The organism is Luteimonas sp. TWI382, assembly GCF_039674545.1.
Classification (GTDB): domain Bacteria; phylum Pseudomonadota; class Gammaproteobacteria; order Xanthomonadales; family Xanthomonadaceae; genus Luteimonas.
Genome location: NZ_JBDJNS010000011.1, coordinates 26454 through 46468, shown reverse-complemented (window position 1 = coordinate 46468; position 20015 = coordinate 26454). Strand labels below are relative to the sequence as shown.

The 20015-nt window shown below is 70.3% G+C and carries 23 protein-coding genes and 1 pseudogene; 7 read left to right on the top strand and 17 right to left on the bottom strand.

Annotated elements, in window-relative coordinates; all coding sequences use genetic code 11:
* Window positions 1-51 precede the first annotated feature (51 nt).
* Genes ABE505_RS09225 through ABE505_RS09210 form a run of 4 tightly spaced genes read left to right on the top strand, consistent with a single transcriptional unit; the run spans window position 52 to window position 3065 of the window.
* The gene (locus ABE505_RS09225) at window positions 52-831 is read left to right on the top strand and encodes a TerC family protein (protein ID WP_346442990.1); all 780 of its coding nucleotides are present in this window, start codon (window positions 52-54) and stop codon (window positions 829-831) included.
* Window positions 832-835: 4 nt separating this feature from the next.
* Window positions 836-1726: a prolipoprotein diacylglyceryl transferase gene (lgt, locus tag ABE505_RS09220; protein WP_346442988.1), complete on the top strand. Its 891-nt coding sequence runs from the start codon at window positions 836-838 to the stop codon at window positions 1724-1726.
* Window positions 1727-1728: 2 nt separating this feature from the next.
* Window positions 1729-2523, top strand: coding sequence for a thymidylate synthase (locus ABE505_RS09215; protein ID WP_346442986.1), 795 nt, complete (start codon window positions 1729-1731; stop codon window positions 2521-2523).
* Entirely contained in the window at window positions 2520-3065 is a 546-nt protein-coding gene (locus tag ABE505_RS09210) for a dihydrofolate reductase (protein ID WP_346442985.1), read from the top strand. Before ABE505_RS09215 ends, ABE505_RS09210 begins: the two co-directional genes overlap by 4 nt.
* On the opposite strand, the gene ABE505_RS09205 is transcribed toward ABE505_RS09210, so the two are convergent.
* The 11 genes and pseudogenes from ABE505_RS09205 to ABE505_RS09155 all read right to left on the bottom strand — a co-directional run bounded on the left by ABE505_RS09205 (window position 3050) and on the right by ABE505_RS09155 (window position 13081).
* A complete protein-coding gene (locus ABE505_RS09205) occupies window positions 3050-3667 on the bottom strand; it encodes a DUF1287 domain-containing protein (protein ID WP_346442983.1) in 618 nt (205 codons plus the stop codon). The two genes, ABE505_RS09210 and ABE505_RS09205, sit on opposite strands and share 16 nt — an antisense overlap.
* Window positions 3668-3669: 2 nt before the next feature.
* Window positions 3670-4500, bottom strand: a pseudogene (locus ABE505_RS09200) (symmetrical bis(5'-nucleosyl)-tetraphosphatase); the annotation flags it as partial.
* Window positions 4500-4883 carry a Co2+/Mg2+ efflux protein ApaG gene (gene apaG, locus ABE505_RS09195; protein ID WP_047137325.1) on the bottom strand — a complete coding sequence of 128 codons (384 nt, stop codon included), beginning with the start codon at window positions 4881-4883 and terminating at the stop codon, window positions 4500-4502. The gene apaG and the pseudogene ABE505_RS09200, both read right to left, overlap by 1 nt.
* Window positions 4884-4921: 38 nt before the next feature.
* A complete protein-coding gene (gene rsmA / locus ABE505_RS09190) occupies window positions 4922-5731 on the bottom strand; it encodes a 16S rRNA (adenine(1518)-N(6)/adenine(1519)-N(6))-dimethyltransferase RsmA (RefSeq protein WP_346442980.1) in 810 nt (269 codons plus the stop codon).
* A 28-nt stretch (window positions 5732-5759) separates the two neighbouring features.
* Window positions 5760-6107 (bottom strand): tRNA-binding protein, encoded by a 348-nt coding sequence (locus tag ABE505_RS09185; RefSeq protein ID WP_346442979.1) that lies wholly within the window; start codon window positions 6105-6107, stop codon window positions 5760-5762.
* Window positions 6104-7084, bottom strand: coding sequence for a 4-hydroxythreonine-4-phosphate dehydrogenase PdxA (gene pdxA / locus ABE505_RS09180; RefSeq protein ID WP_346442977.1), 981 nt, complete (start codon window positions 7082-7084; stop codon window positions 6104-6106). The genes ABE505_RS09185 and pdxA overlap by 4 nt, the downstream gene beginning before the upstream one ends.
* A gap of 3 nt (window positions 7085-7087) precedes the next feature.
* Window positions 7088-8407, bottom strand: coding sequence for a peptidylprolyl isomerase (locus ABE505_RS09175; RefSeq protein ID WP_346442975.1), 1320 nt, complete (start codon window positions 8405-8407; stop codon window positions 7088-7090).
* Entirely contained in the window at window positions 8404-10881 is a 2478-nt protein-coding gene (lptD, locus tag ABE505_RS09170; protein WP_346442974.1) for an LPS-assembly protein LptD, read from the bottom strand. Before lptD ends, ABE505_RS09175 begins: the two co-directional genes overlap by 4 nt.
* 103 nt (window positions 10882-10984) lie before the next feature.
* Window positions 10985-11896 carry a histone deacetylase family protein gene (locus ABE505_RS09165; protein ID WP_346443091.1) on the bottom strand — a complete coding sequence of 304 codons (912 nt, stop codon included), beginning with the start codon at window positions 11894-11896 and terminating at the stop codon, window positions 10985-10987.
* A gap of 40 nt (window positions 11897-11936) precedes the next feature.
* Window positions 11937-12488, bottom strand: coding sequence for a cob(I)yrinic acid a,c-diamide adenosyltransferase (locus tag ABE505_RS09160; protein WP_346442973.1), 552 nt, complete (start codon window positions 12486-12488; stop codon window positions 11937-11939).
* 5 nt (window positions 12489-12493) lie between these two features.
* The gene (locus ABE505_RS09155; protein ID WP_346442971.1) at window positions 12494-13081 is read right to left on the bottom strand and encodes a hypothetical protein; all 588 of its coding nucleotides are present in this window, start codon (window positions 13079-13081) and stop codon (window positions 12494-12496) included.
* A 100-nt stretch (window positions 13082-13181) separates the two neighbouring features.
* On the opposite strand from ABE505_RS09155, the gene ubiH reads away from it, so the two are divergent.
* The 3 genes from ubiH to ABE505_RS09140 all read left to right on the top strand — a co-directional run bounded on the left by ubiH (window position 13182) and on the right by ABE505_RS09140 (window position 15876).
* Window positions 13182-14390 carry a 2-octaprenyl-6-methoxyphenyl hydroxylase gene (gene ubiH, locus ABE505_RS09150; RefSeq protein ID WP_346442969.1) on the top strand — a complete coding sequence of 403 codons (1209 nt, stop codon included), beginning with the start codon at window positions 13182-13184 and terminating at the stop codon, window positions 14388-14390.
* Window positions 14387-15565 carry an FAD-dependent oxidoreductase gene (locus ABE505_RS09145; protein WP_346442967.1) on the top strand — a complete coding sequence of 393 codons (1179 nt, stop codon included), beginning with the start codon at window positions 14387-14389 and terminating at the stop codon, window positions 15563-15565. Before ubiH ends, ABE505_RS09145 begins: the two co-directional genes overlap by 4 nt.
* Window positions 15566-15654: 89 nt before the next feature.
* Window positions 15655-15876, top strand: coding sequence for a hypothetical protein (locus ABE505_RS09140; protein ID WP_346442965.1), 222 nt, complete (start codon window positions 15655-15657; stop codon window positions 15874-15876).
* A gap of 22 nt (window positions 15877-15898) precedes the next feature.
* Here the strand turns inward: ABE505_RS09140 and ABE505_RS09135 are convergent, their stop codons facing one another.
* From ABE505_RS09135 to ABE505_RS09110, 6 genes are all read right to left on the bottom strand, one after another.
* Window positions 15899-16840, bottom strand: a complete 942-nt coding sequence (locus tag ABE505_RS09135) for a DUF808 domain-containing protein (protein ID WP_346442964.1) — start codon at window positions 16838-16840, stop codon at window positions 15899-15901.
* Between the two features lie 78 nt (window positions 16841-16918).
* Entirely contained in the window at window positions 16919-17257 is a 339-nt protein-coding gene (locus tag ABE505_RS09130) for a hypothetical protein (protein WP_346442962.1), read from the bottom strand.
* A gap of 21 nt (window positions 17258-17278) precedes the next feature.
* Window positions 17279-18376, bottom strand: a complete 1098-nt coding sequence (gene rlmM, locus ABE505_RS09125; protein ID WP_346442960.1) for a 23S rRNA (cytidine(2498)-2'-O)-methyltransferase RlmM — start codon at window positions 18374-18376, stop codon at window positions 17279-17281.
* A gap of 1 nt (window position 18377) precedes the next feature.
* Window positions 18378-18938, bottom strand: coding sequence for a nucleoside deaminase (locus ABE505_RS09120; RefSeq protein WP_346442958.1), 561 nt, complete (start codon window positions 18936-18938; stop codon window positions 18378-18380).
* A 40-nt stretch (window positions 18939-18978) separates the two neighbouring features.
* On the bottom strand, window positions 18979-19356 hold the full coding sequence (locus tag ABE505_RS09115) for a hypothetical protein (RefSeq protein WP_346442956.1): 378 nt from the start codon (window positions 19354-19356) through the stop codon (window positions 18979-18981).
* 94 nt (window positions 19357-19450) lie between these two features.
* Window positions 19451-20002, bottom strand: coding sequence for a CPBP family intramembrane glutamic endopeptidase (locus ABE505_RS09110; RefSeq protein WP_346443089.1), 552 nt, complete (start codon window positions 20000-20002; stop codon window positions 19451-19453).
* Window positions 20003-20015: the final 13 nt, after the last annotated feature.

The following is a 20015-nucleotide window of genomic DNA, read 5'->3' as shown; positions in this document are numbered from 1 at the left end:
CGCCGCCGCGAGCCCCGCGGTGGCTGGACCCCAAACGAGGATGCCCTCCCCATGATGGAACTGCTGACCGACCCCCAGGTCTGGATCCTGCTGATCACGCTCAGTGCGATCGAGATCGTGCTGGGCATCGACAACCTGGTCTTCATCTCGATCGCCGTCGGCAAGCTGCCCGTCGAGAAGCGCGAGTTCGCGCGCAAGTTCGGTATCGCCGTGGCCTGCATCACGCGCATCGGCCTGCTGTTGACGCTGGCCTGGCTGGCGCGGCTGACCGATCCGCTGTTCGAGTTGTTCGGTCGTGGCATCTCGGTGCGCGATCTGATCCTGATCCTCGGCGGCTTGTTCCTGATCGTGAAGGGCGCGATGGAGATCCGCGAGCAGCTCAAGGGCGAGGATCCCGAAGCCCACGGCAGCATCGGCAAGGCGACTGCGTCGTTCGGTGCGGTGATCGCGCAGATCGCGGTCATCGACATCGTGTTCTCGCTCGACTCGGTGATCGCCGCGGTCGGCATGGCCGGCGAGTACGTGCCGGTGATGGTCTGCGCGATCCTGCTGGCGGTGACGGTGATGCTGCTCGCGGCGCAGCCGCTGGGCAAGTTCATCGACGCCAACCCGACGGTGAAAATGCTGGCGCTGGCGTTCATCGTGCTGATCGGTGTCTACCTGCTGCTCGACGGGTTCGGCCTGCACATTCCCAAGGGGTACATCTACGGCTCGATGGGATTCTCGGCGTTCGTCGAAATGCTCAACCTGTGGGCCAAGCGCAACGCGATGCGCAATCGCGGCGAGGTGACGCCGCCGGTCGACGCGCCCACGCATCCGCTGCCGCGCTGATCCGATGATCATCCTTCACCAGATCGATCCGATCGCGCTGCAACTGCCGCAGATCGGCCCGTTCCATCCGTCGGTCCACTGGTACGGCGTCATGTACCTGCTGGGCTTCGGTATGGCCTGGTGGCTGGGGCGGCTGCGCATCCGCGCCGGCCGCCTGCCCGGCGTCGATGTCGAGCGCTTCGGCGACCTGCTGTTCAACGGCATCCTCGGCGTGATCCTGGGTGGCCGCATCGGCTACGTGCTGTTCTACACGCCGGGCGAGCTGATGGCCGACCCGTTGATGCTGTTCAAGGTCTGGGACGGCGGCATGAGTTTCCACGGCGGCCTACTCGGCGTGCTGGTGGCGGCCTGGTGGTGGGCGCGGCGCCAGCGCCTGCACTTCTTCGACGTGATGGACTTCGTGGCGCCGCTGGTGCCGCCGGGCCTGGGCTTCGGCCGGCTGGGCAACTACATCGGCGCAGAGCTGTGGGGCAAGTACACCCAGGCCGGCTGGGGCGTGGTGTTTCCGACCGATCCGGCCTTCGCGGGTTGGTCGGCCGAGCGCCTGCAGGCCGAGTTTGCGACCGGTGCGCTGGATCAGTTCGCACGCCACCCCTCGCAGCTCTACCAGGCGTGCCTGGAGGGGCTGGCGATGTTCGTCATCCTGTGGGTGTTCTCGCGCAAGCCGCGTGCGCGCTACGCGGTCTCGGGGATGTTCGCGTTGCTCTACGGCGTGTTCCGGATCCTGGTCGAGTTCGTGCGCGTGCCCGATGCGAACATCGGCTACCTGGCGTTCGGCTGGGTCACCCAGGGCCAATTGCTGTCGCTGCCGCTGGTCGCGCTGGGCCTGTTCCTGCTGTGGCGCTCGCGCAGCGCGCCAGTGCTGCAGCCGGCCGTGCCCGTGCAGGCGGGCTGAGCATGCGCCAGTACCTGGATCTGCTGCGCCACGTGCTTGAGCACGGCAGCGACAAGGCCGACCGCACCGGCACCGGTACGCGCAGCGTATTCGGCTGGCAGATGCGCTTCGATCTGGCCGATGGCTTTCCGCTGGTCACGACCAAGAAGCTGCACCTGCGCTCGATCGTCCATGAGCTGCTGTGGTTCCTGAAAGGCGAGACCAACATCGGCTACCTGAAGGCCCACAAGGTCGGCATCTGGGACGAGTGGGCCGACGCCGACGGCGAACTGGGACCGGTCTACGGCAAGCAGTGGCGCCGCTGGACCGGCAGCGACGGCCGCGAGATCGACCAGATCCGCTGGGTCGTCGATGAGATCGTACGCAATCCCGACTCGCGCCGGCTGATCGTCAGTGCCTGGAACGTCGCCGACCTGCCGCAGATGGCGCTGATGCCCTGCCACACGATGTTCCAGTTCTACGTGGTCGACGGCCGCCTGAGCTGCCAGCTCTACCAGCGCAGCGGCGATATCTTCCTCGGCGTGCCGTTCAACATCGCCAGCTATGCGCTGCTCACGCACATGGTCGCGCAGGCGACCGGGCTGGGCGTGGGCGATTTCGTGCACACGCTCGGCGACGCGCACCTGTACGCCAACCACTTCGAGCAGGCGCGCGAGCAGCTCACGCGCATGCCGCGCCCGCTGCCGCGGCTGCGCTTGAACCCGGCGGTGAGCGATCTGTTCGCGTTCGGCTACGACGACATCGCTTTCGACGGTTACGACCCGTTGCCGGCGATCAAGGCGCCGGTCGCGGTATGACCGAGCGGCAGTCGGCCGTGTCCGGCATGGCGGCCGAACGCGACACGCCGCGAATCGTGTTGATCGCCGCGCTCGATCGCAATCGCGCGATCGGCGGCGGCAATGCGCTGCTGTGGCATCTGCCCGACGACCTGAAGCGCTTCAAGGCGTTGACGCTGGGCCAGCCGGTGCTGATGGGGCGACGCACCGCCGAGTCGATCGGCCGCGCGCTGCCCGGTCGCCGCAATCTGGTGCTCACGCGTTCGGGCCGTGCGCCGTTCGACGGCATGGAGGCGGTCGCGTCGCTCGATGCGGCGCTCGCGCTGGCCGCAGGCGACGGCGCCCAGGCGCTGTGCGTGATCGGCGGCGGCGAGGTCTACGCGCTGGCGTTGGCGCGCGCCACGCACCTGTCGCTGACCTGCGTCGATGCCGAGGTCGACGGCGCCGATGCCTGGTTTCCGGCGTTCGATGCCGCCGACTGGATCCAGACCGCGCGGCAGGAGCACGCCGCCGACACGCGCCACGCGCACGCCTTCGCATTCGTCGACTACCGCCGCGCCTGAGCGTCCGGCACCGGCGCGACCGCCGGTCGGTAGTGACCGATGATGCGCCAGCGCAGCAACACGTTTTCCTCGCGCGTGCCGCGGGCGATGTTGTGCAGCACCAGGGGCGTGCCGTCGCCGGCCTTGCGGTCGGACACGATGCCGATGTGCAGCAGGCCGCTGTCCAGGCGCCAGGCGACGATGTCGCCCGCTCGGTAATCGCCGCGGGCTTGCACGACGGGCCGCGACCAGCCCTGGCGCGCGAACCAGGTCGTCTGGTTGGGGACGCGTCGATGGTCGATGTGCGGGTCGGCGGCCAGGTGCCGCCACTGGCGCGGGTAGGCCTGCGGATGGGCGCGCTTGTCCTGATGGATGCGCTGCTGCAGATCGATGCCCTGCGTGCGCAGCGCGCGCACCACGACATCGGTGCAGACGCCGCGGTCGGCCGGCACGTCGCCGCCGGGATAGTCCAGGCGCACGTAGGCCGGGTCGTAGCGGACGGTGACGCCGACCTGACGCCGGGCCGCGTCCGTCAGCGGATGCGCGAAGGCCGCCGCCGACAGCAACAGTCCGGCCAGTGCGAGCGCCGCCAGTGCGGCGTGCGGGCCCGGACGCCGCCTCATCTCACCGGTGGCGGCACGTCGCGTCCGGGCACCTGCACGATGCGCAGCGTCTCGGCATCGAGCTGCAGTGCGGTCAGCTTGCCGCCCCACACCGCGCCGGTGTCGAGCGCGTGGATGCCGTGGCCGATGAACAGGCCCAGCGTCGACCAGTGACCGCAGACGATCTTCAGGTCGCGCTCGGCACGCCCCGGGACCTCGTACCAGGGATAGAGTCCCGGTTGCTGGGTGCCGGGCGCGCCCTTCTCTTCGAATGCGATGCGGCCCTTGGGCGCGCAATAGCGCATTCGGGTGAAGATGTTGATGATCGCGCGATCGCGATCAGGCCCGGTCAGGTTCGGCGACCACGCCGGGCGATCGCCGTACATGTTGCGCAGCAGCTTGCGATAGCCGGGGCTGCGCAGCTTGCGTTCGATCTCGGCGGCGTGCTTCTCGGCCAGTTGGGTGGTCCAGCGCGGCGCAAGACCGGCGTGCAGCATCATCCAGCCCAGCGCGCGGTCCACGTGCAGCAGCGGACAGGCGCGCAGCCAGTCGAGCAGCACGTCGCGGTCGTGCGCGAACAGCACACCGCGCAGATCGGGATTGACCTTGCGCTGGTCCTCTTCGCGACGCTCGGCGATCGCCAGCAGCGACAGGTCGTGGTTGCCCAGCACGCTGACGACGTTCTCGCGCAGCGAGTGCACCAGCCGCAGCGTCTCGACCGATTCGCCGCCGCGATTGACCAGGTCGCCGCAGAACCACAGCCGGTCGACGGCCGGATCGAAGCGGATCGCCTCGAGCAATCGCGCGGTCGCACCGTAGCAACCCTGCAGGTCGCCGATCGCCCAGATCGCCATCAGTGCAGGGTACGCGGGACCGACAGCGTGAACGGCGGGATCGGGGCGTCGAAGTGCGCGCCGTCGTCGCCGACCATGTCGTAGCTGCCCTCCATCGTCCCGACCGCCGTCGACAGCACTGCGCCGGAGGTGTAGGTGAAGGCCTCGCCCGGCTCGAGCCGCGGCTGTTCGCCGACGACACCGTCGCCATGCACTTCCTCGACGCGGCCATTGGCGTCGGTGATGATCCAGTGGCGCGAGACGAGCTGGGCCGGCAACCGGCCGACATTGCGGATACGGATGGTGTAGGCGAAAACGTAGCGATCGTCGTCGGGGGTCGATTCCTCGTCGAGGAAGCGCGTCGCGATCTGGATTTCGAGGGTGTAGTCGGCAGTCTCGTCCATGGCGCGCTCAGTGTAGCGGGCGGCAATGAATGCTTCGACTATGTCGTGGCCGTATGGTTGGCCAGGCGCACGAAATCGGCGACCGACAACTGCTCGGCGCGCTGCTGGGGGTCGATGCCGGCCGCGATGATCGCCTCGGCCTCCATCGTGCCGCCCAGCGCATTGCGCAGCGTCTTGCGGCGCTGGCCGAAGGCCGCGCGGACGATGTTGGCAAAACGCATGGGATCGTCGATGCCGATGCGTTCGGGCGCGCGCGGGACCAGTCGCACGACCGCCGAATCGACTTTCGGCGGCGGCCGGAACGCGCCCGGGCCGACCACGAACAATGCAGTGACATCGCAGTAGGCCTGCAGCATCACGCTCAGTCGCCCATAGACCTTGCTGCCCGGCCCGGCGGCCATGCGCTCGACCACTTCCTTCTGCAGCATGAAGTGCATGTCGACGATCGCGGCGGCATGCGCCAGGGCGTGGAACAGGATCGGCGAGGACAGGTTGTAGGGCAGGTTGCCGACCAGCCGGATCGGCGTGCCGTCCGCGAGGGCGGTCAGGTCGACGTCGAGCACGTTGGCATGGACCAGGGTCAACGCGCCATGCGCAGCCGCCTGCGCAGTCAGCGGCGCCAACAGGTCACGGTCGAACTCGATCGCCGTCAGGCTGCCATGGCGGTCGAGCAGCGGGAACGTCATCGCGCCCTGGCCGGGCCCAATCTCGACCAGGCGCTCGCCGGGCTTGGGGTCGATCGCCAGCACGATCTTGTCGACGACCCCGCGCTCGTGCAGGAAGTTCTGGCCGAGCGATTTCTTCGGCGGTTCGGTGAAGCTGCCGGAGGCGGCGGAGGATCGGATCATGGGACGGGTCGCAAAAAAAGAAGGGAGCTCACAGCAGCCGGGTGCCGGGCGCGATGTCGCCATCGGGAACGCACAGCCGGACCTTGCCTTCGGCGTCATGGAAACCGGTGATCAGGCACTCCGACATCAGCGGCCCGATCTGCTTGGGCGGGAAGTTCACCACGCCCACGACCAGCCGGCCGACCAATGTTTGCGGCGCATAGTGGTCGGTGATCTGCGCGCTGGACTTGCGCACGCCGATCTCCGGGCCGAAGTCGACCTGCAGCACATAGGCCGGGCGCCGCGCCTTGGGGAACACCTCGGCAGACACCACGCGGCCCACACGCAGGTCCACGCGCAGGAAATCGTCCCAGCCGATCGGCGTGCCCGCGGTCATGCCGCGGCCCTGCGGTGGCGGGCGAGCGCCGCGCACTGGTCGATCGCGCAGAACAGGCTCGACGGGTCGGCGCGGCCGCTGCCGGCGAGTTCGAGTGCCGTCCCGTGGTCCACCGCGACCCGGGGATAGGGCAGGCCCAGGGTCAGATTGACCGCCGATTCGAAGCCGTTGTGCTTGAGCACTGGCAGGCCCTGATCGTGGTACATCGCCAGCACCGCGTCGACATCGGCCAGACGCATGGGCAGGAAGGCGGTATCGGCCGGCAGTGGGCCGTCGAGGGCGAGGCCTTCGGCACGCAGGCGCGCCAGCAGGGGGGCGATGATGTCGCGCTCCTCCAAGCCCAGATGGCCGTCCTCGCCGGCATGGGGATTGAGGCCGAGGACTGCGATCCGCGGTGCCTGCAGCCCGAAGTCGCGACGCAACGCAGCATCGAGGATGCGCAACACGCGCTCGAGCGTGGGCGCGGTGATGGCATCGGGGACGGCGCGCAGTGGCAGGTGGGTGGTCGCCAGCGCCACGCGCAGTTGCGGATTGGCGAGCATCATCACCACATCGCAGCCGGCGTCGTCGGCCAGCAGTTCGGTCGTGCCGGTGTAGGGCACGCCGCCGGCATTGATCGCCGCCTTGTGCACCGGGCCGGTCACCAGGCCGTCGAAGCGGCCTTCGCGGCAGCCGGCCGCAGCATGCAGCAGGGCATCGACGATGCTGCGTGCATTGCGCGGATCGGGCGTGCCGAAGGCGGGGACGTGCGCATGCGGGAATTCGATCAGGCGCAACGTGCCCGGGGGGACCTGTGGGGCCTGGGCATCGGCGAAAGCGATCGGCAGCGCGATCGCATCGGCGGCTCGGCGCAAGGCCTCACGATCGCCGATCGCGACCAGGTCGGCCCCGCAAGCGCGCCAGGCGGCGCGCACGCACAGCTCCGGGCCGACGCCGGCCGGCTCGCCCGGCACCAGCGCCAGCCTGGGCCGGGTCATCGCTCAGCCGCCGCCGCCGATCTCAGGATCGGGATTGGGGCCGATGCGGACGCTGACGTAGGCCTCACCGCGCATCTCGCGCACGTAGCGGTCCCACTCGTCCTCGAGCTTGCGTTGGCCGATGGCCTCGCGCGCCTGTGCGCGCCGGTTGTTGTCGTTGCCGGCCGACTGGCGGCTGGCCATGCGCTGGACGATATGCCAGCCAGCCTGCGTGCGGAAGGGCTGGGAGACATCGCCGTCGCCGAGCGCGGCGACCTGGCCGCCGAAGTCCGGGCCGAACTCGTCCTGGGTGAACCAGCCCAGGTCGCCGCCGTTGGCCTTGGTGGCATTGTCCTCGGAGCTGTCGCGGGCGATCTGCGCGAAATCGGCGCCGCCCACGATGCGCGCGCGCAGCGAGTCGGCGCGCGCCTTGGCGGCGCTGTCGTCCTCGCCCTGAGCGCGGATCAGGATGTGGCGGGCCTGGTACTCGGTGACCGTGCCGGCGCCGCCACTCTGGCTCGCGTCGCGCACGTCCACCAGCTGCAGCAGCTGGAAGCCGCTGGGGCCACGGATCGGGCCGATGACCTGGCCGGGCTGCAGCGACGTGACCGAGGTCGCGAACGCCGCCGGGATCTCGTCGGTCCGGCGCCAGCCCAGGTCGCCGCCTTCCAGCGCGTTCGGGCTGTCGGAGTAGCGCACCGCTGCGGCCGAGAACTCCATCTCGCCGCGGTCGATGAGGCCCTTGATGCCGTCGATCTTCTGCTGGCCGGTCTGGATCTGCTCGGGCGTGGCGCCCTCGGGCAGGGCGACGAGGATGTGCGCCAGGCGGTACTGGGCGCCGGTGGCCTGCGCCGACAGGGCGGCATCGACCTCGGCGTCGCTGACCGAGATGCGGGTCTGCGCGAAGCGCTGGCGCATGCGCTGGATCAGCAGCTCGTCGCGCAGCGAGGCGCGGAAGTCGTCGAACGACATGCCGTCGCCGGCCAGCTGGCGACGCAGCTGGTCCATCGAGAAGTTGTTCTGCTGCGCGATCGCGGCGATGGCCTGGTCGACTTCTTCGTCGCTGACGCGCACGCCCGTCTGCTGGGCGCGTGCGGTCTGCAGGCGCAGCGTGATCAAGCGCTCGAGCACCTGCCGCTCGAGGATCTCCTGCGGCGGCAACTGGTCCTGGCGGGTCGCGTACTGCGCGCGGATGTTGTTCACCGCGCGGTCGAGTTCGCTGGCGAGGATCACGTCCTCGTCGACGACCGCGGCGATGCGATCGAGCGGTTGCAGGGTCTGGGCATGCGCGGCGGCGGCGCACAGCACGATGGCGGCCGCGAGGGAACGGATCAGTGTCTTCATTGGCTCAGGCCGGGAGTGATGGAGTCATCGTCGTCGCTGTTGCGCAGTTCCGACGGCGGCACGAGATAGAGGTCGTCACGGTAATAGCCGAGAATAGCACGGCGCAGACGGCCTTCCGTGTCCGGTCCGGCCGACCCCAGGCCCTTGAGTTCGACTTCGAACATGATGGCGTTGTTCATCTCGCCCTGGCGGTTGCGCAGGTAGCGCCGGCCGACCACGCGGGTCGCCAGGCAGCAACTGTCCCACTGCACGCCGGCCACCGCTTCGAGCAGCTGGTTGTCGGCGAGCGAGTAGTAATAGCGCCCGACCAGGCTCCAGGTCGGGTTGATCGGATACAGGAACGACAGGTCGGCCTGCTCGATGAGGTTGCTGCGCCGGCGGTAGGCAAAGTTGACGATGCCGTCGTCGCCGATCAGATACCGGGTGCGGACACTGGCCAGGTCCTCGCGGCGGAGCTTGGGGTCCCACTGGTAGCCGGCGCTGATCGTCCAGCGGTCGTTGATCGCGTAGGTCGAGTCGGCGACCCAGGCCGAGCGCCCGCGCTCGATCTGGGTCTCGTTGCCGACCGTCACCCGCGAGTCGTCCAGGTACACGATCTGGCCCAGGCTCGCGCTGAGTTTCTCGCGGCCATCGGACTCGCGGATCAAGCGCGTGCTCACCGCCAGCGTCACCTGGTTGGCGTCGGCCTGGCGGTCGGCGCCCGAGTAGCGATTGTCGCGGAACAACTGGCCCCAGCCGAAGGTCAGCGGGCTGGTGTCGAACAACGGCAGTGCCGACTGGTCGCGATACGGCGAGTGCAGGTAGTAGAGCCGCGGCTCGAGGGTATGCAGGTAGTCCTCGCCACGGAACCGGGTGTTGCGGTCGAAGAACAGCCCCGCATCGAGCGATGCGATCGGCTGGCTGCGGCTGGGCGCGGTGTCGCGCAACTGGCCGAAGGCCGCCTGGTACTGGCCCTGCAGTGCGTCGGGGATCGGGACCCCGCCACCGATGCCCAGCGCGCCGCGCGCGCGCTGGTCGGCGATCGAGTCAGCCAGCTCCCGGTCCAGCCCGTAGGCGGTATGCCGCCAGGCGAGGGTGGGGCGCAGGAACCAGCTCGGGCCTTCGAGCGGCATCGAGATGTAGGGCTTGAGGTCGACCCGGCTGCCGCCGGGCTTGGTGACGTCGTCAACGTGCGAGAACCGGGTCGCGGTGGCGTTGACGCCGGCGGTGAACCAGCGGCCGTACGGCCGTTCCCAGCTGAAGTAGGCGTGCGGCAGGCGGTTGTAGGGCAGGATCGACTCGGGCAGCGTGTAGTCGGTCAGCATCTGGTAGTCGGCCAGCACGCCGGCGTTCCAGTAGCCTTGCGGGCCCGACCGGCCCTGGCCGAACACGCCGAGCTGGCTGACGCCGCTGATCGACGAGATGCCGTCGACGTTGTTGCTGGCGTCTTCCAGATACCGCGGGTCGCTCATCCAGGTCAGGTTCGCACGAGCCTGCCAGGTCGGATTGAGGTCGGCAGAGCCGCTGAAGCTCAAGAACCCGCGGTCGTCCTTGCGGCGGTTCTTGGCAATCGGCACCTGGGTCTGCTCGAGCTCGCGCTCGCGGCTGGCGAGCTTGTCGGACGGCAGATAGGCCACGTCGAGCACGCCGCGGGTGGCGTCGGTCATGAACCGGAACTCGGTGCCCAACTGCAGACCGCGTTTGCTCATCCAGCGCGGCTCGAGCGTCATGTCGTAGTTCGGCGCCAGGTTCAGGTAGATCGGCTGCGAGTAGTCGAAGCCGTTGCGGCTGGACTGCGAGATCCGTGGATAGAGCAGGCCGGAGATGCGGCGCTCGTCGATCGGGAAGCGGAACCACGGTACGTACAGCACCGGGACCTTGCCCACGCGCAGGGTCGCGTTGCGCGCGGTGCCCATGCCCAGGTCGGTGTTGACGTCGATCTGCTGGGCCTTGAGCTCCCACCAGCGGTCGCTGGGCGGGCAGGTCGAGTAGGTCGAGCCCAGCAGCGCCCCCTGCGCGCCCTCCATGCGGATGTGGTCGGCACCGCCGTTGCCCCGCCGGGCCGTGAGCTGGTAGCGCACGTTGTCCATGCGGTAGGCCTCGGACAAGGTGTCGCCCTGCAACGTGTCGGCGACCACGCGCATGCCTGCATCCTGGTAGCGGACGTTGCCGCTGGCAACGAACGTGCCGTCCTCCTCGGAGTAGTCGAGATCGTCGGTGCCCAGGAACTGGTCGCCGCGCCGCAGCGTCACATTGCCCGAGAAGCTGCTGCTCTCGCCGGTGACCCCTTCGAAAGCGTCGCCGTCGATGTCGGTCGGCTGACTTTCGCGGTCCTCGACCGAGCCCACCGGTGCCTGGGCGTCGGCGAAGGCCGGGACGGCATCCTCGACCGGGCACAGCGCCCAGTAGTTGGGGCGTGGCAGGTCGTCGGCCTGGGCCGTGAGCGACAGCGCGATGCAGAACGGAAGGGGCAGCAGGCGGAGGGCGGGGCGCACGGTCGATCCGTTCGGCCAAAACGGGCGCCAGCATGCCGCATCCCATGTGTAGCGGCAATGCAGCCCCTCGACCTTCCGTTCACGTCCGCAGGCGCGGCCCCGCTCAGCCTGCCAGTGCCTGAAGGTGGGCGACGGCGCACTCGCGCAGCGCTTGCAGGTCGTAGCCGCCTTCGAGCATCGACACCAGGCGCCCCTCGGCGTGGCGGTCGGCCAGTGCGACCAGTTCGCGGGTCAGCCAGGCGAAGTCCTCGGCCTCGAGCTCGAGTTGGGCCAGCGGATCGAGGCGATGGGCATCGAAGCCGGCCGACACCAGCACCAGTTGCGGGGCGAAGGCATCGATCTCGGGCAGGATCCGCTCCCGCCAGGCCTCGCAGAAACGGGCGCTGCCGGTGCCCGGCGCCAGTGGGATGTTGACGATGTTGCCGACCCCGCGCTCGCGGCGCAGGCCGGTATCGGGGAACAGCGGCAACTGGTGCGAGCTCAGATACTGCACCCGCGGCTCCTGCTCGAAGATCGCCTGGGTGCCGTTGCCGTGGTGCACGTCGAAATCGACGATCGACACCCGCATCAGCCCGTAGCGGTCCAGTGCGTGGGCCGCGGCGACGGCGATGTTGTTGAACAGGCAGAACCCCATCGCGATGTCGGCGGTGGCGTGGTGGCCGGGGGGGCGCACAGCGCAGAACGCCCGGCGCAGTTCGCCGTTGCAGACCAGATCGACCGCGGCGACACCGGCGCCCGCGGCATACAGCGCGGCCTGGGCCGAGCCGGGCGAGAGCACGGTGTCGGCGTCGAGTGGGATGCGGCCGGTCGGCTGCGATTCGAGCACCGTCTGCAGCAGGGTCTCGTCGTGCACCCGCAGCAGTTGCCCCCGGGTCGCGGCCGGGGCCTGGCGCAGATCGAGGTCGGGGAACGCGGCCCGCAGCGCCTCGATCACCGCGACCAGCCGCTGCGGTCGCTCGGCATGGTCGGGGCCGGTGTCGTGGTCCAGGCACGCGGCATGCGAGAACACCGGCACCTGCCGGTCGTCGCCGCCGAAGCCGATCGGGTGGTGCATGTCAGGCGTGCCGCCGGGGTTGCCACAGCACCTCGCCGTGGCCGTCGCCCCGGGCGAGCACCCGGGCCAGCACGAACAGCAGGTCAGACAGGCGGTTGAGATAGCGCAGTGCCTGCGGCCGGACCGTCTCCACGCGCGACAGCGCGACAGCCTCGCGCTCGGCGCGGCGCACGATGGTGCGCACGAGGTGGCAGCGCGCCGCGGCCTCGCCGCCGCCGGGCAGGATGAAGTCCCGCAATGGAGGCAGCGTGTCGTTGTAGCGGTCGAGCTGCGCTTCGAGTTCCGCGATGTCCGCGTCTTCGATCGCGGCGTGGCCGGGGATGCACAGTTCGCCGCCCAGGTCGAACAGCCGGTGCTGGAGCGCGGTCAGCAGCGTGCGCACGTCCTCGGGCAGCGGCGTGGCGAGCAGCAGGCCGAGGGCCGAATTCGCCTCGTCGACAGTGCCGTAGGCCGCCACCCGCAGCGCGTCCTTGCCGGTCCGGCTGCCGTCTCCCAGGCCGGTCGAGCCGTCGTCGCCGGTGCGGGTGTAGATCCTGGAGAGGCGATGGCCCATTGCGCTCAGTCGGCGCCGAGGGTGTGGGCCGCGGCCGGTCGCGGCAGAACGCGGGCCAGCAGCATGTGGGCCATGACGGCGGCGGCGACGTAAAGCGCGGTCGTCCACAGGTAGGCCGGCAGCCAGTCAGTGTAGTTCTTCCACCAGCCGGCCAGGGTCGGCGACGTGACGCTGTCGCTGATCCAGTAGAAGCTGCCCTGGGCCAACAGGTGGCAAAGCGCGACCGATACGATCAGCGCGGCTGCAAGCCTGGCCAGCGCGACGGATGCGCGTCTCCCGCGGTACCCGCCCAACCAGGCGCCGCCCATCCACAGCGCGAAATGGGCCGGGATCAGGCACCAGTAGGCCGGCGATACGCAGTAGTGCTGCCAGAACGACAGCCCCTGGGCGTGGATGACGAGGGCATCGATCGCCACGGCCAGGATCATCAGTGCCGGAAATGCCAGGCGCGTCCATGGCCGCAAATAGAGACCGCCGAGGAAGAACACCGCCCAGGAGGCATCGGGAACCGCCGCGAAGTGATGCACGCGGGTTGCGGCCATGAGCAAGGCCAGCGAGGCGAGGATCATGGCGCGGCGGGCGGTGGCGGACATGCTGCTGTTCCCGGCGGAGACGGACGTGACCGGCATTCTATCGGAGCGCCGGCAAGCCGGCGTGGCGCGGAGCACCGGGCCGAACGCTTATCATCGCGCCATGAACCATGCACATCAGGTCCTGATCGTCGGTGGCGGGCTGGTCGGTGCCAGTCTGGCGATCGCACTCGATCGCGCCGGCGTCGACACCGGGCTGGTCGAGGCGACGCCGCCCGAAGCGATGCCGGCGGTGTTCGACGAGCGCAATCTCAGCTTCGCCGAGGCCACGGTCAACGCGCTGACCGCGCTGGGCGTGCTGCAGAAACTGCAGATGCCGCCGGGCCCGATCCGCCGCATCCACGTCAGCCGCCAGGGCGACTTCGGCCGCCTGCGGCTGGACGCCGCCGACTACGGCCGCGACCAGTTCGGGCAGGTCGTCGTCGCCCGCGACTTCGGTCAGGCGCTGGAGGCGCGGCTGGGCGAACTGTCGCATCTGACCCGCTACCGGCCCGCGCGCTTCATCGGGCTGGAGCCGGAGGCCGATGGCCGTCGCATCGCGCGCATCGCGGGCAGCGACGGCGAGCAACGGATTGGTGCGGCGCTGGTTGTCGCCGCCGACGGCACGGCGTCCGCCGTCCGTGCGGCATTGGGCATCGACACCCAGGAACACGACTATCGCCAGGACCTGTTCGTCGCGCGGCTGCGCACGGCGCGGGCGCCGGACGGCAGCGCGTTCGAACGCCTGACCGACAGCGGCCCGACCGCGCTGCTGCCGCGTGGAGATCGCCACTACGGTCTGGTGCACGGCGTCGATCGCGACGCCGCCGACGCGGTCGCCGCACTCGACGAGGCCGCGTTCCTGGCCCGCGTGCAAACGGCGTTCGGCTGGCGTGCGGGTCGGTTCGAGACCGTCGGCCCGCGGAGCCGCTACCCGCTGCGCCGCGTCGTCGCCGAATGCACGGCCGCTGCACGCGCGGTGCTCGTCGGCAATGCGGCGCAGACCCTGCACCCGATCGGCGCGCAGGGGTTCAATCTCGGGCTGCGCGATGCACTGACGCTGGCCGAACTGGTCGCCGACGGCGACGATTCCGGTGCGCCTGCGCTGGTGGCGGCCTGGGCGGCGCGCCGCCATGAGGACCGCACGCGCACGCTGGCGTTCTCCGACGGCCTGGCGCGGCTGACCGCGAATCCGTCGCCGCTGCTGCGCCCACTGCGCAGCGCCGGATTGCTGACGCTCGATGCCGACCGCAGCCTGCAGGCGATGCTCGCCGGCGGCGCGATGGGCTACCGCGGCGACGTGCCGGCGCTGTGTCGCGGAGCCACGGCATGAGCCGGCGCGGCGTGCGCGATGTCGTGGTCGTCGGCGGTGGCGTGGTCGGTGCGGCCTGTGCGTTGGCGCTCGCTGGCCAGGACCTGGACGTGGTGCTGGTCGAGGCCCGGCCGCCGGCCGGCTGGACGCCGGCCGAGCCGGACCTGCGCGTGTATGCGTTCGCGCACGACAACGCGCGCTTGCTGGCGCAGGTCGGCGTCTGGGACGCGGTGCGCGCCGCACGCGCCCACCCCTATCGGCGCATGCGGGTCTGGGACGCCGGCGGCGGCAGCGAACTGGACTTCGACGCCGATGCGCTGGGCATGCGTGAGCTGGGCTGGATCGTCGAGCACGGCCTGCTGGTGGATCGGCTCTGGGCGCAGTTGGCCGCGGCCGGGGTCGAGGTGCGCAGCCCGGCGACGGTCGAGGCGCTGGAAACGGCCGCAGGTTCGGTCGCGCTGCGGCTGGCCGACGGCCGCCGGATCGAGGCGCGGCTGGCGATTGCGGCCGACGGCGCTGGCTCGGCGCTCCGCCGGCTGGCTGGAATCGGTGCGCAGGCCCACGACTACGGCCAGAGCGGCGTGGTGGGATATGTGCGCGGTGAGCGGCCGCACGAGGACACAGCCTGGCAGCGCTTTCTGCCGACCGGCCCGCTGGCGTTGCTGCCTTGCGGCGACGGCACCTGTTCGATCGTCTGGACGCTGCCGGCCGACGAGGCCGCGCGCGTGCGCAGCCTGGGCGACGTCGCGTTCGCCGACGCGCTGACGCGCGCCGCGGAAGGGCGCTTCGGGCACCTGACGCCGGTCTCGGCGCGGGCGGCCTTTCCGCTGCGCCGCCAACTGGTCGACAGCCAGCGCGCCGGGCGCGTGCTGGTGATCGGCGATGCCGCGCATGTGGTGCATCCGCTGGCCGGCCAGGGCGTGAACCTGGGGCTGCGCGATGTCGCAGGCCTGGCGGAGGCGGTGGCACAGGCCCGCCGCCGCGGTGCAGCCTGGGATGCGCCGCATCGACTGGCGCGCTGGGCGCGCACCCGGCGCAGCGACAACACCGTCGCGGCCTACGCATTCGAGGCCATCAACCGCGTCTATTCGACCGACGCGCTGGCACCGACGCTGCTGCGCAGCCACGCGCTGGGCATCGCGCAGGCGCTGCCGCCGCTGCGCAATCTGCTGTGGGCGCGCGCGGCCGGTCGCTGAGCCGACGCGGCGTCGCCGGCCTGTGGGCGGCGGCCTGCGCGGCAGCGTGGCTGGGCGCGGCGCCTGCATTCGCGCTGCGACAGTGTCCGATGGTCAGCGACGATGCGGGGCTGTTCGCGTTTCTCGGCGTCGCCTGCCTCGTGTTGGCGGTCGTCGTCGGCAGCGCAGTGCCCTGGATGACGTTCCGCAGGCTCCGTGGGCGGCGGGCCGCAGTTGTCGCCGTGGGCATGCTGCTGGCGGTCGTTGCGATGCTGGCGATCTGGGGCGCGGGCATCTGGGTCTGGGGCGCCTGGGCGGTCATGCGCTGCTGACCAGGCGGCGCCCGTTGTCGTGTCAGCCCGCCGGTGGGTGCGCCTTGTCCGGACGCAGGCGGCGGACGCCCGACACCACTGCGACTGCCAGGCCGCCGGCAACCACGCCCACGACCGCATTGATCAGCGTCGGGACCAGCGCGTCGAGCACGGTGCCGATCGTCGGCAAGGCACCCAGGCCGGTTGCGGCCTCGTCGATCCAGGTCGCCAGATCGTGGATGGCGTGGGTGATGATGCCGCCGCCGACCAGGAACATCGCGGCGGTCCCGACGATCGCCAATCCTTTCATCAGCCAGGGGGCGGCACGCAGGATCGCGCGGCCCGCCGCCTGCGCCGTTGCCGAGGCGCGACGGGTCAGCGCCAGGCCGGCGTCGTCGAGTTTCACGATACCCGCGACCAGGCCGTAGACCCCGGCGGTCACCAGCGCCGAGATGCCGACGAGCACGCCCAACTGGGTCGCGAAGGGTTGACCGGCGACGGTGCCCAGGGCGATCGCGATGATTTCGGCCGACAGGATCAGGTCGGTACGCACCGCGCCGCGGATCTTGTCGCGCTCGAACGCCACCGGATCGACATCGGCCGCAGCCAGCGCTGCGGTGCGTGCGGGCTTGTCGGCATCATCGCGCGCGCGGTGCACGAGCTTGTGCAGAACCTTCTCGAAGCCCTCGTAGCACAGGAACAGGCCGCCGGCCATCAGCAGCGGGGTGACCAGCCACGGTAGCCAGGCGCTGATCGCCAGGGCGCCGGGCACCAGAATCAACTTGTTGCGCGCCGACCCTTTGGCGACCGCCCAGACGACCGGCAGTTCGCGGTCGGCCTGCACGCCGGTGACCTGCTGCGCGTTGAGGGCCAGATCGTCGCCGAGCACGCCCGCGGTCTTGCGCGCGGCGACCTTGGTCATCAACGCGACATCGTCGAGCACGGTCGCGATATCGTCGAGCAGGGTCAGCAGGCTGAAAGCCATCGCAAGGGCGCCAAAAAAGAGAGGTCGGCGCGCAGTATCCGTCAGCGCGGTGAGCGCGCGATCACGCGCCCCGGGACGTCACCGGGCCAGCGCGTAGGCGGCGAGCGCGAAGGCCAGCGCCGCGGCGGTCGCAGCGGCCACGGCCAGCCGGTTGGACAGCACCAGCCGCCGCTCCAGGCGCTCGGCGCCCAGTTGCAGGACCTCGATGGTCTTCTGCATGTCGGCGGCGAGTTTGGCGATGGAGTCGGCGTTTTGGCTCGCCGCGTCCTGCAACTCGCCGATCTGCGCGTCGATCACGTCCATCCGCCGCTGCTGGCCAAGATCGGCCTGGGGCGGGGTGCGGGTGAAGATCGGCCGTGCCAGGCGCACGATCTCGGGCAGGTACGGGGCGACGGCGGTGATCCAGCCTGCGGCCATGGGAAGTCCTCCAGTGCGCGCCTACTCGACGCTGGCGTAGACCGTGATCTCTTCGCGGTCATGGTAGAGCTGGCGGGCACGGACCGTCAGCGTCGCATGCTCACCTGCGTTGTTGGCGAACAGGTCCAGCGCCAGCAGTGTTTCCTGCCAGCGCTTCTTCATCGGCAGCTTGAGATTGAAGATCGCGTGCCGGCACCAGCCCTCGCGGAACCAGGTGGCCATGCGTTCGGCCACGCGGCGCGGCTGCTCGACCATGTCGCAGACCAGCCAGTCGACCGGACCGACGGGTTGATAGCGGAAGCCGTCGACGCGGTGGTGATCGACCAGGCCGGTGTCGAGCAGGTCGGCCTGCATCGGCCCGTTGTCGACTGCGACCACGCGCATGTGCTCGCGCGTCAGCACCCAGGTCCATCCGCCGGGGGCCGCGCCCAGATCGACCGCGCGCATGCCCGGCTTGATGCGCGCATTGCGCTCGCGCTCGGTCAGCAGGGTCATGAAAGCCTCTTCGAGCTTCAGCGCCGAGCGCGACGGCGCCTCAGTGTGGGTGCGCAGGCGCGGGATGCCCATCTCCCAGGGCGCGCTGTCGCCGACGACCGATTGCGCGATGAACGCGTGGGTCCCGCTGACGAAGAAGACATGCAGGCGCGGGAAGCGCGCTTCGTCCTTCTGGCTCAGGAAGCCGCGCTTGCGCAGCGCAGGGCGCAGCGCGTTGCCGAAACTGCGCGCCAGGCCGGCGAGCTGCTTGCCGTCGTCGGAATCGGGATGCTCGACGATCAGCTCGCCATGACGTCCGCGGCCGGCCAGGGCTTCGAAGATCGGCGTGATCCGATCGCTCGGGTCCAGGTCGCGCAGTTCGGCCAGCAGCATCAGCTTCTGGCGCGCGAAGATCAGTTCGCGGAACGGCAGTTCGTGAGTCAGGGCCGGGCCGTTGTCGGAATGGAACAGCACATAGCCGTCGCCGCGCCGGGTCTGCGCATAGCCGGCAACGCGCACGCCAGCGGCGCGATCGGTCAGCTCCGCGGCCAGGTCGGACTCGAAACCGGGGCGGCAATAGCACAGCAGGCCGCTGACCGGCGGGACGGTGCCGGGGTCCGGCTGGGCCGGGTCGATGTCGCGCATGTCAGTACTTCGCTCCTTCGGACTCGCCGTAGGCACGCAGCACCGTGCAGGCCTCGTCGCGCAGCAGGTCGCGCACGACCGCGATGCCGCGCTCGGTCAGTGCGCCGACCCAGTCCTCGGGCAGCGGGCCTTCGTCGAACGACGTCAGCGCCTCGACATCCTCGGCGCGGGCGCCGATCAGCAACCGGTCGATGCCGGCCCACACGGTGGCGCCGTAGCACATGCAGCACGGCTGCGACGAGGTCGCCAGGGTGACCGGGCCGATGCGCTCGTTGAGCCGCGGCGTCTGCAGCCGTTGCTGGGCCAGCATGTAGGCCATGGTCTCGGCGTGGGCGACCGAGCAGGTGTGGGGCATCACCCGGTTCACGCCGACCGCCACGATGCGGTCCTGACCGTCGAAAACCGCGGCGCCGAACGGGCCGCCGCTGGCGGCCTCGACATTGCGCTGCGACAGCGCGATCGCGAGTGCGACCTTGGCCTCGTCGCCGGGATAGGCGCGCGCGGTGTCGACGTGCTCGTGGACCCAGGCGGGCAGGGTGAGGTGGACTTGTGCGTACAGCATTGCGGATCCCTTGGAAGAAGACAGGCGGCGAAGGCCGCGGTCAGCGCGTGTGCACGCGCATCGGCGCCGCTTCGCAGCGGTTGGAGACGCAGCGACAGGCCTCGATCTGCCGGAAGCCGCAGACCGATGCCAGGCCGCGCGCGGCGCAGTCGGCGGCGACGGCCTGCGGATCGACCGCAGCGTCGCGATGGACGCAGGCCGGATAGACGCCGCAGCAGTTGCCGACATTCTTGACTGCGCAGTCGGCATCGACGTTGCAGCCGGTGTCGGGGGCCAGCGGATTGCCGGCCCCGGCCGACAGAGCGGGAGGCGCGCCGGCCGGCGGCGATGTTGGCGTGTGCGGCGCCGCGCAGGCTGCAAGCGCGAGCAACGAGACCAGGGCGCAGAGGCCGAACAGCAGGGAGCGCAAACGATTCATCGGCGCGATGGTACCGCTCCGGCCCCGTCAGCGTGTCGAGCGCGCGCTGTGCTCGCGTGTCGGGCGCAGGCGCGGCGAGCGAACCGGCGTCGCCTCAGACCCAGCCCAGGTACAGCGTGGTCACGCCCCAGGTGTCGATCAGACCATGCGCCAGCACCAGCGCCCAGAGGTTGCGGCCCGAGCGCAGGTAGGCCGCGCAGAACAGCCCGCCCACCAGGCCAGTCAGCACGATTCCCGCCAGCCCCTGATCTGCATGCATCAGACCGAACACGACGCCGCCGGCCAGGATCGCGAGGGCGTCGCCGGCGCGCGTGGTACGCAACAGCGCCGTGAGCTGATGCATCAAAAAGGCACGGAAGACGAGCTCTTCGCCCAACGTCGCGCTGAGCCAGGCGCCCAGAACTAGGTCGCGCGCCATCGGGAGGTTGCCGCGCAGCGCGCCGTAACCGCTGTAATCCACCGGCGTCCCGGTCAGTCGGTCGACCAGCGGTTCGAGCACCGGGTCGACGATGCCTGCGACCAGGACGACCAGCGCAGCCGTCCAGCCGAGCGTCGCCCACAGGCGCTGTCGCCCGACGCCGGCGGCCGGCCAGCGGCGCGTCTCGACCAGCACCCAGGTCACGGCGAGCGCGCCGACGATCGGCATCCGCCAGGGAAAG

Bases quoted from the DNA above. Each gene is read 5' to 3' on its own strand.
- ABE505_RS09225 (WP_346442990.1), top strand. From the start codon at position 52: ATGATGGAACTGCTGACCGACCCCCAGGTCTGGATCCTGCTGATCACG.
- lgt (WP_346442988.1), top strand. From the start codon at position 836: ATGATCATCCTTCACCAGATCGATCCGATCGCGCTGCAACTGCCGCAG.
- ABE505_RS09215 (WP_346442986.1), top strand. From the start codon at position 1,729: ATGCGCCAGTACCTGGATCTGCTGCGCCACGTGCTTGAGCACGGCAGC.
- ABE505_RS09210 (WP_346442985.1), top strand. From the start codon at position 2,520: ATGACCGAGCGGCAGTCGGCCGTGTCCGGCATGGCGGCCGAACGCGAC.
- ABE505_RS09205 (WP_346442983.1), bottom strand. From the start codon at position 3,667: ATGAGGCGGCGTCCGGGCCCGCACGCCGCACTGGCGGCGCTCGCACTG.
- apaG (WP_047137325.1), bottom strand. From the start codon at position 4,883: ATGGACGAGACTGCCGACTACACCCTCGAAATCCAGATCGCGACGCGC.
- rsmA (WP_346442980.1), bottom strand. From the start codon at position 5,731: ATGATCCGATCCTCCGCCGCCTCCGGCAGCTTCACCGAACCGCCGAAG.
- ABE505_RS09185 (WP_346442979.1), bottom strand. From the start codon at position 6,107: ATGACCGCGGGCACGCCGATCGGCTGGGACGATTTCCTGCGCGTGGAC.
- pdxA (WP_346442977.1), bottom strand. From the start codon at position 7,084: ATGACCCGGCCCAGGCTGGCGCTGGTGCCGGGCGAGCCGGCCGGCGTC.
- ABE505_RS09175 (WP_346442975.1), bottom strand. From the start codon at position 8,407: ATGAAGACACTGATCCGTTCCCTCGCGGCCGCCATCGTGCTGTGCGCC.
- ABE505_RS09160 (WP_346442973.1), bottom strand. From the start codon at position 12,488: ATGGGCCATCGCCTCTCCAGGATCTACACCCGCACCGGCGACGACGGC.
- ABE505_RS09155 (WP_346442971.1), bottom strand. From the start codon at position 13,081: ATGTCCGCCACCGCCCGCCGCGCCATGATCCTCGCCTCGCTGGCCTTG.
- ubiH (WP_346442969.1), top strand. From the start codon at position 13,182: ATGAACCATGCACATCAGGTCCTGATCGTCGGTGGCGGGCTGGTCGGT.
- ABE505_RS09145 (WP_346442967.1), top strand. From the start codon at position 14,387: ATGAGCCGGCGCGGCGTGCGCGATGTCGTGGTCGTCGGCGGTGGCGTG.
- ABE505_RS09140 (WP_346442965.1), top strand. From the start codon at position 15,655: ATGGTCAGCGACGATGCGGGGCTGTTCGCGTTTCTCGGCGTCGCCTGC.
- ABE505_RS09135 (WP_346442964.1), bottom strand. From the start codon at position 16,840: ATGGCTTTCAGCCTGCTGACCCTGCTCGACGATATCGCGACCGTGCTC.
- ABE505_RS09130 (WP_346442962.1), bottom strand. From the start codon at position 17,257: ATGGCCGCAGGCTGGATCACCGCCGTCGCCCCGTACCTGCCCGAGATC.
- rlmM (WP_346442960.1), bottom strand. From the start codon at position 18,376: ATGCGCGACATCGACCCGGCCCAGCCGGACCCCGGCACCGTCCCGCCG.
- ABE505_RS09120 (WP_346442958.1), bottom strand. From the start codon at position 18,938: ATGCTGTACGCACAAGTCCACCTCACCCTGCCCGCCTGGGTCCACGAG.
- ABE505_RS09115 (WP_346442956.1), bottom strand. From the start codon at position 19,356: ATGAATCGTTTGCGCTCCCTGCTGTTCGGCCTCTGCGCCCTGGTCTCG.
- ABE505_RS09110 (WP_346443089.1), bottom strand. From the start codon at position 20,002: ATGCCGATCGTCGGCGCGCTCGCCGTGACCTGGGTGCTGGTCGAGACG.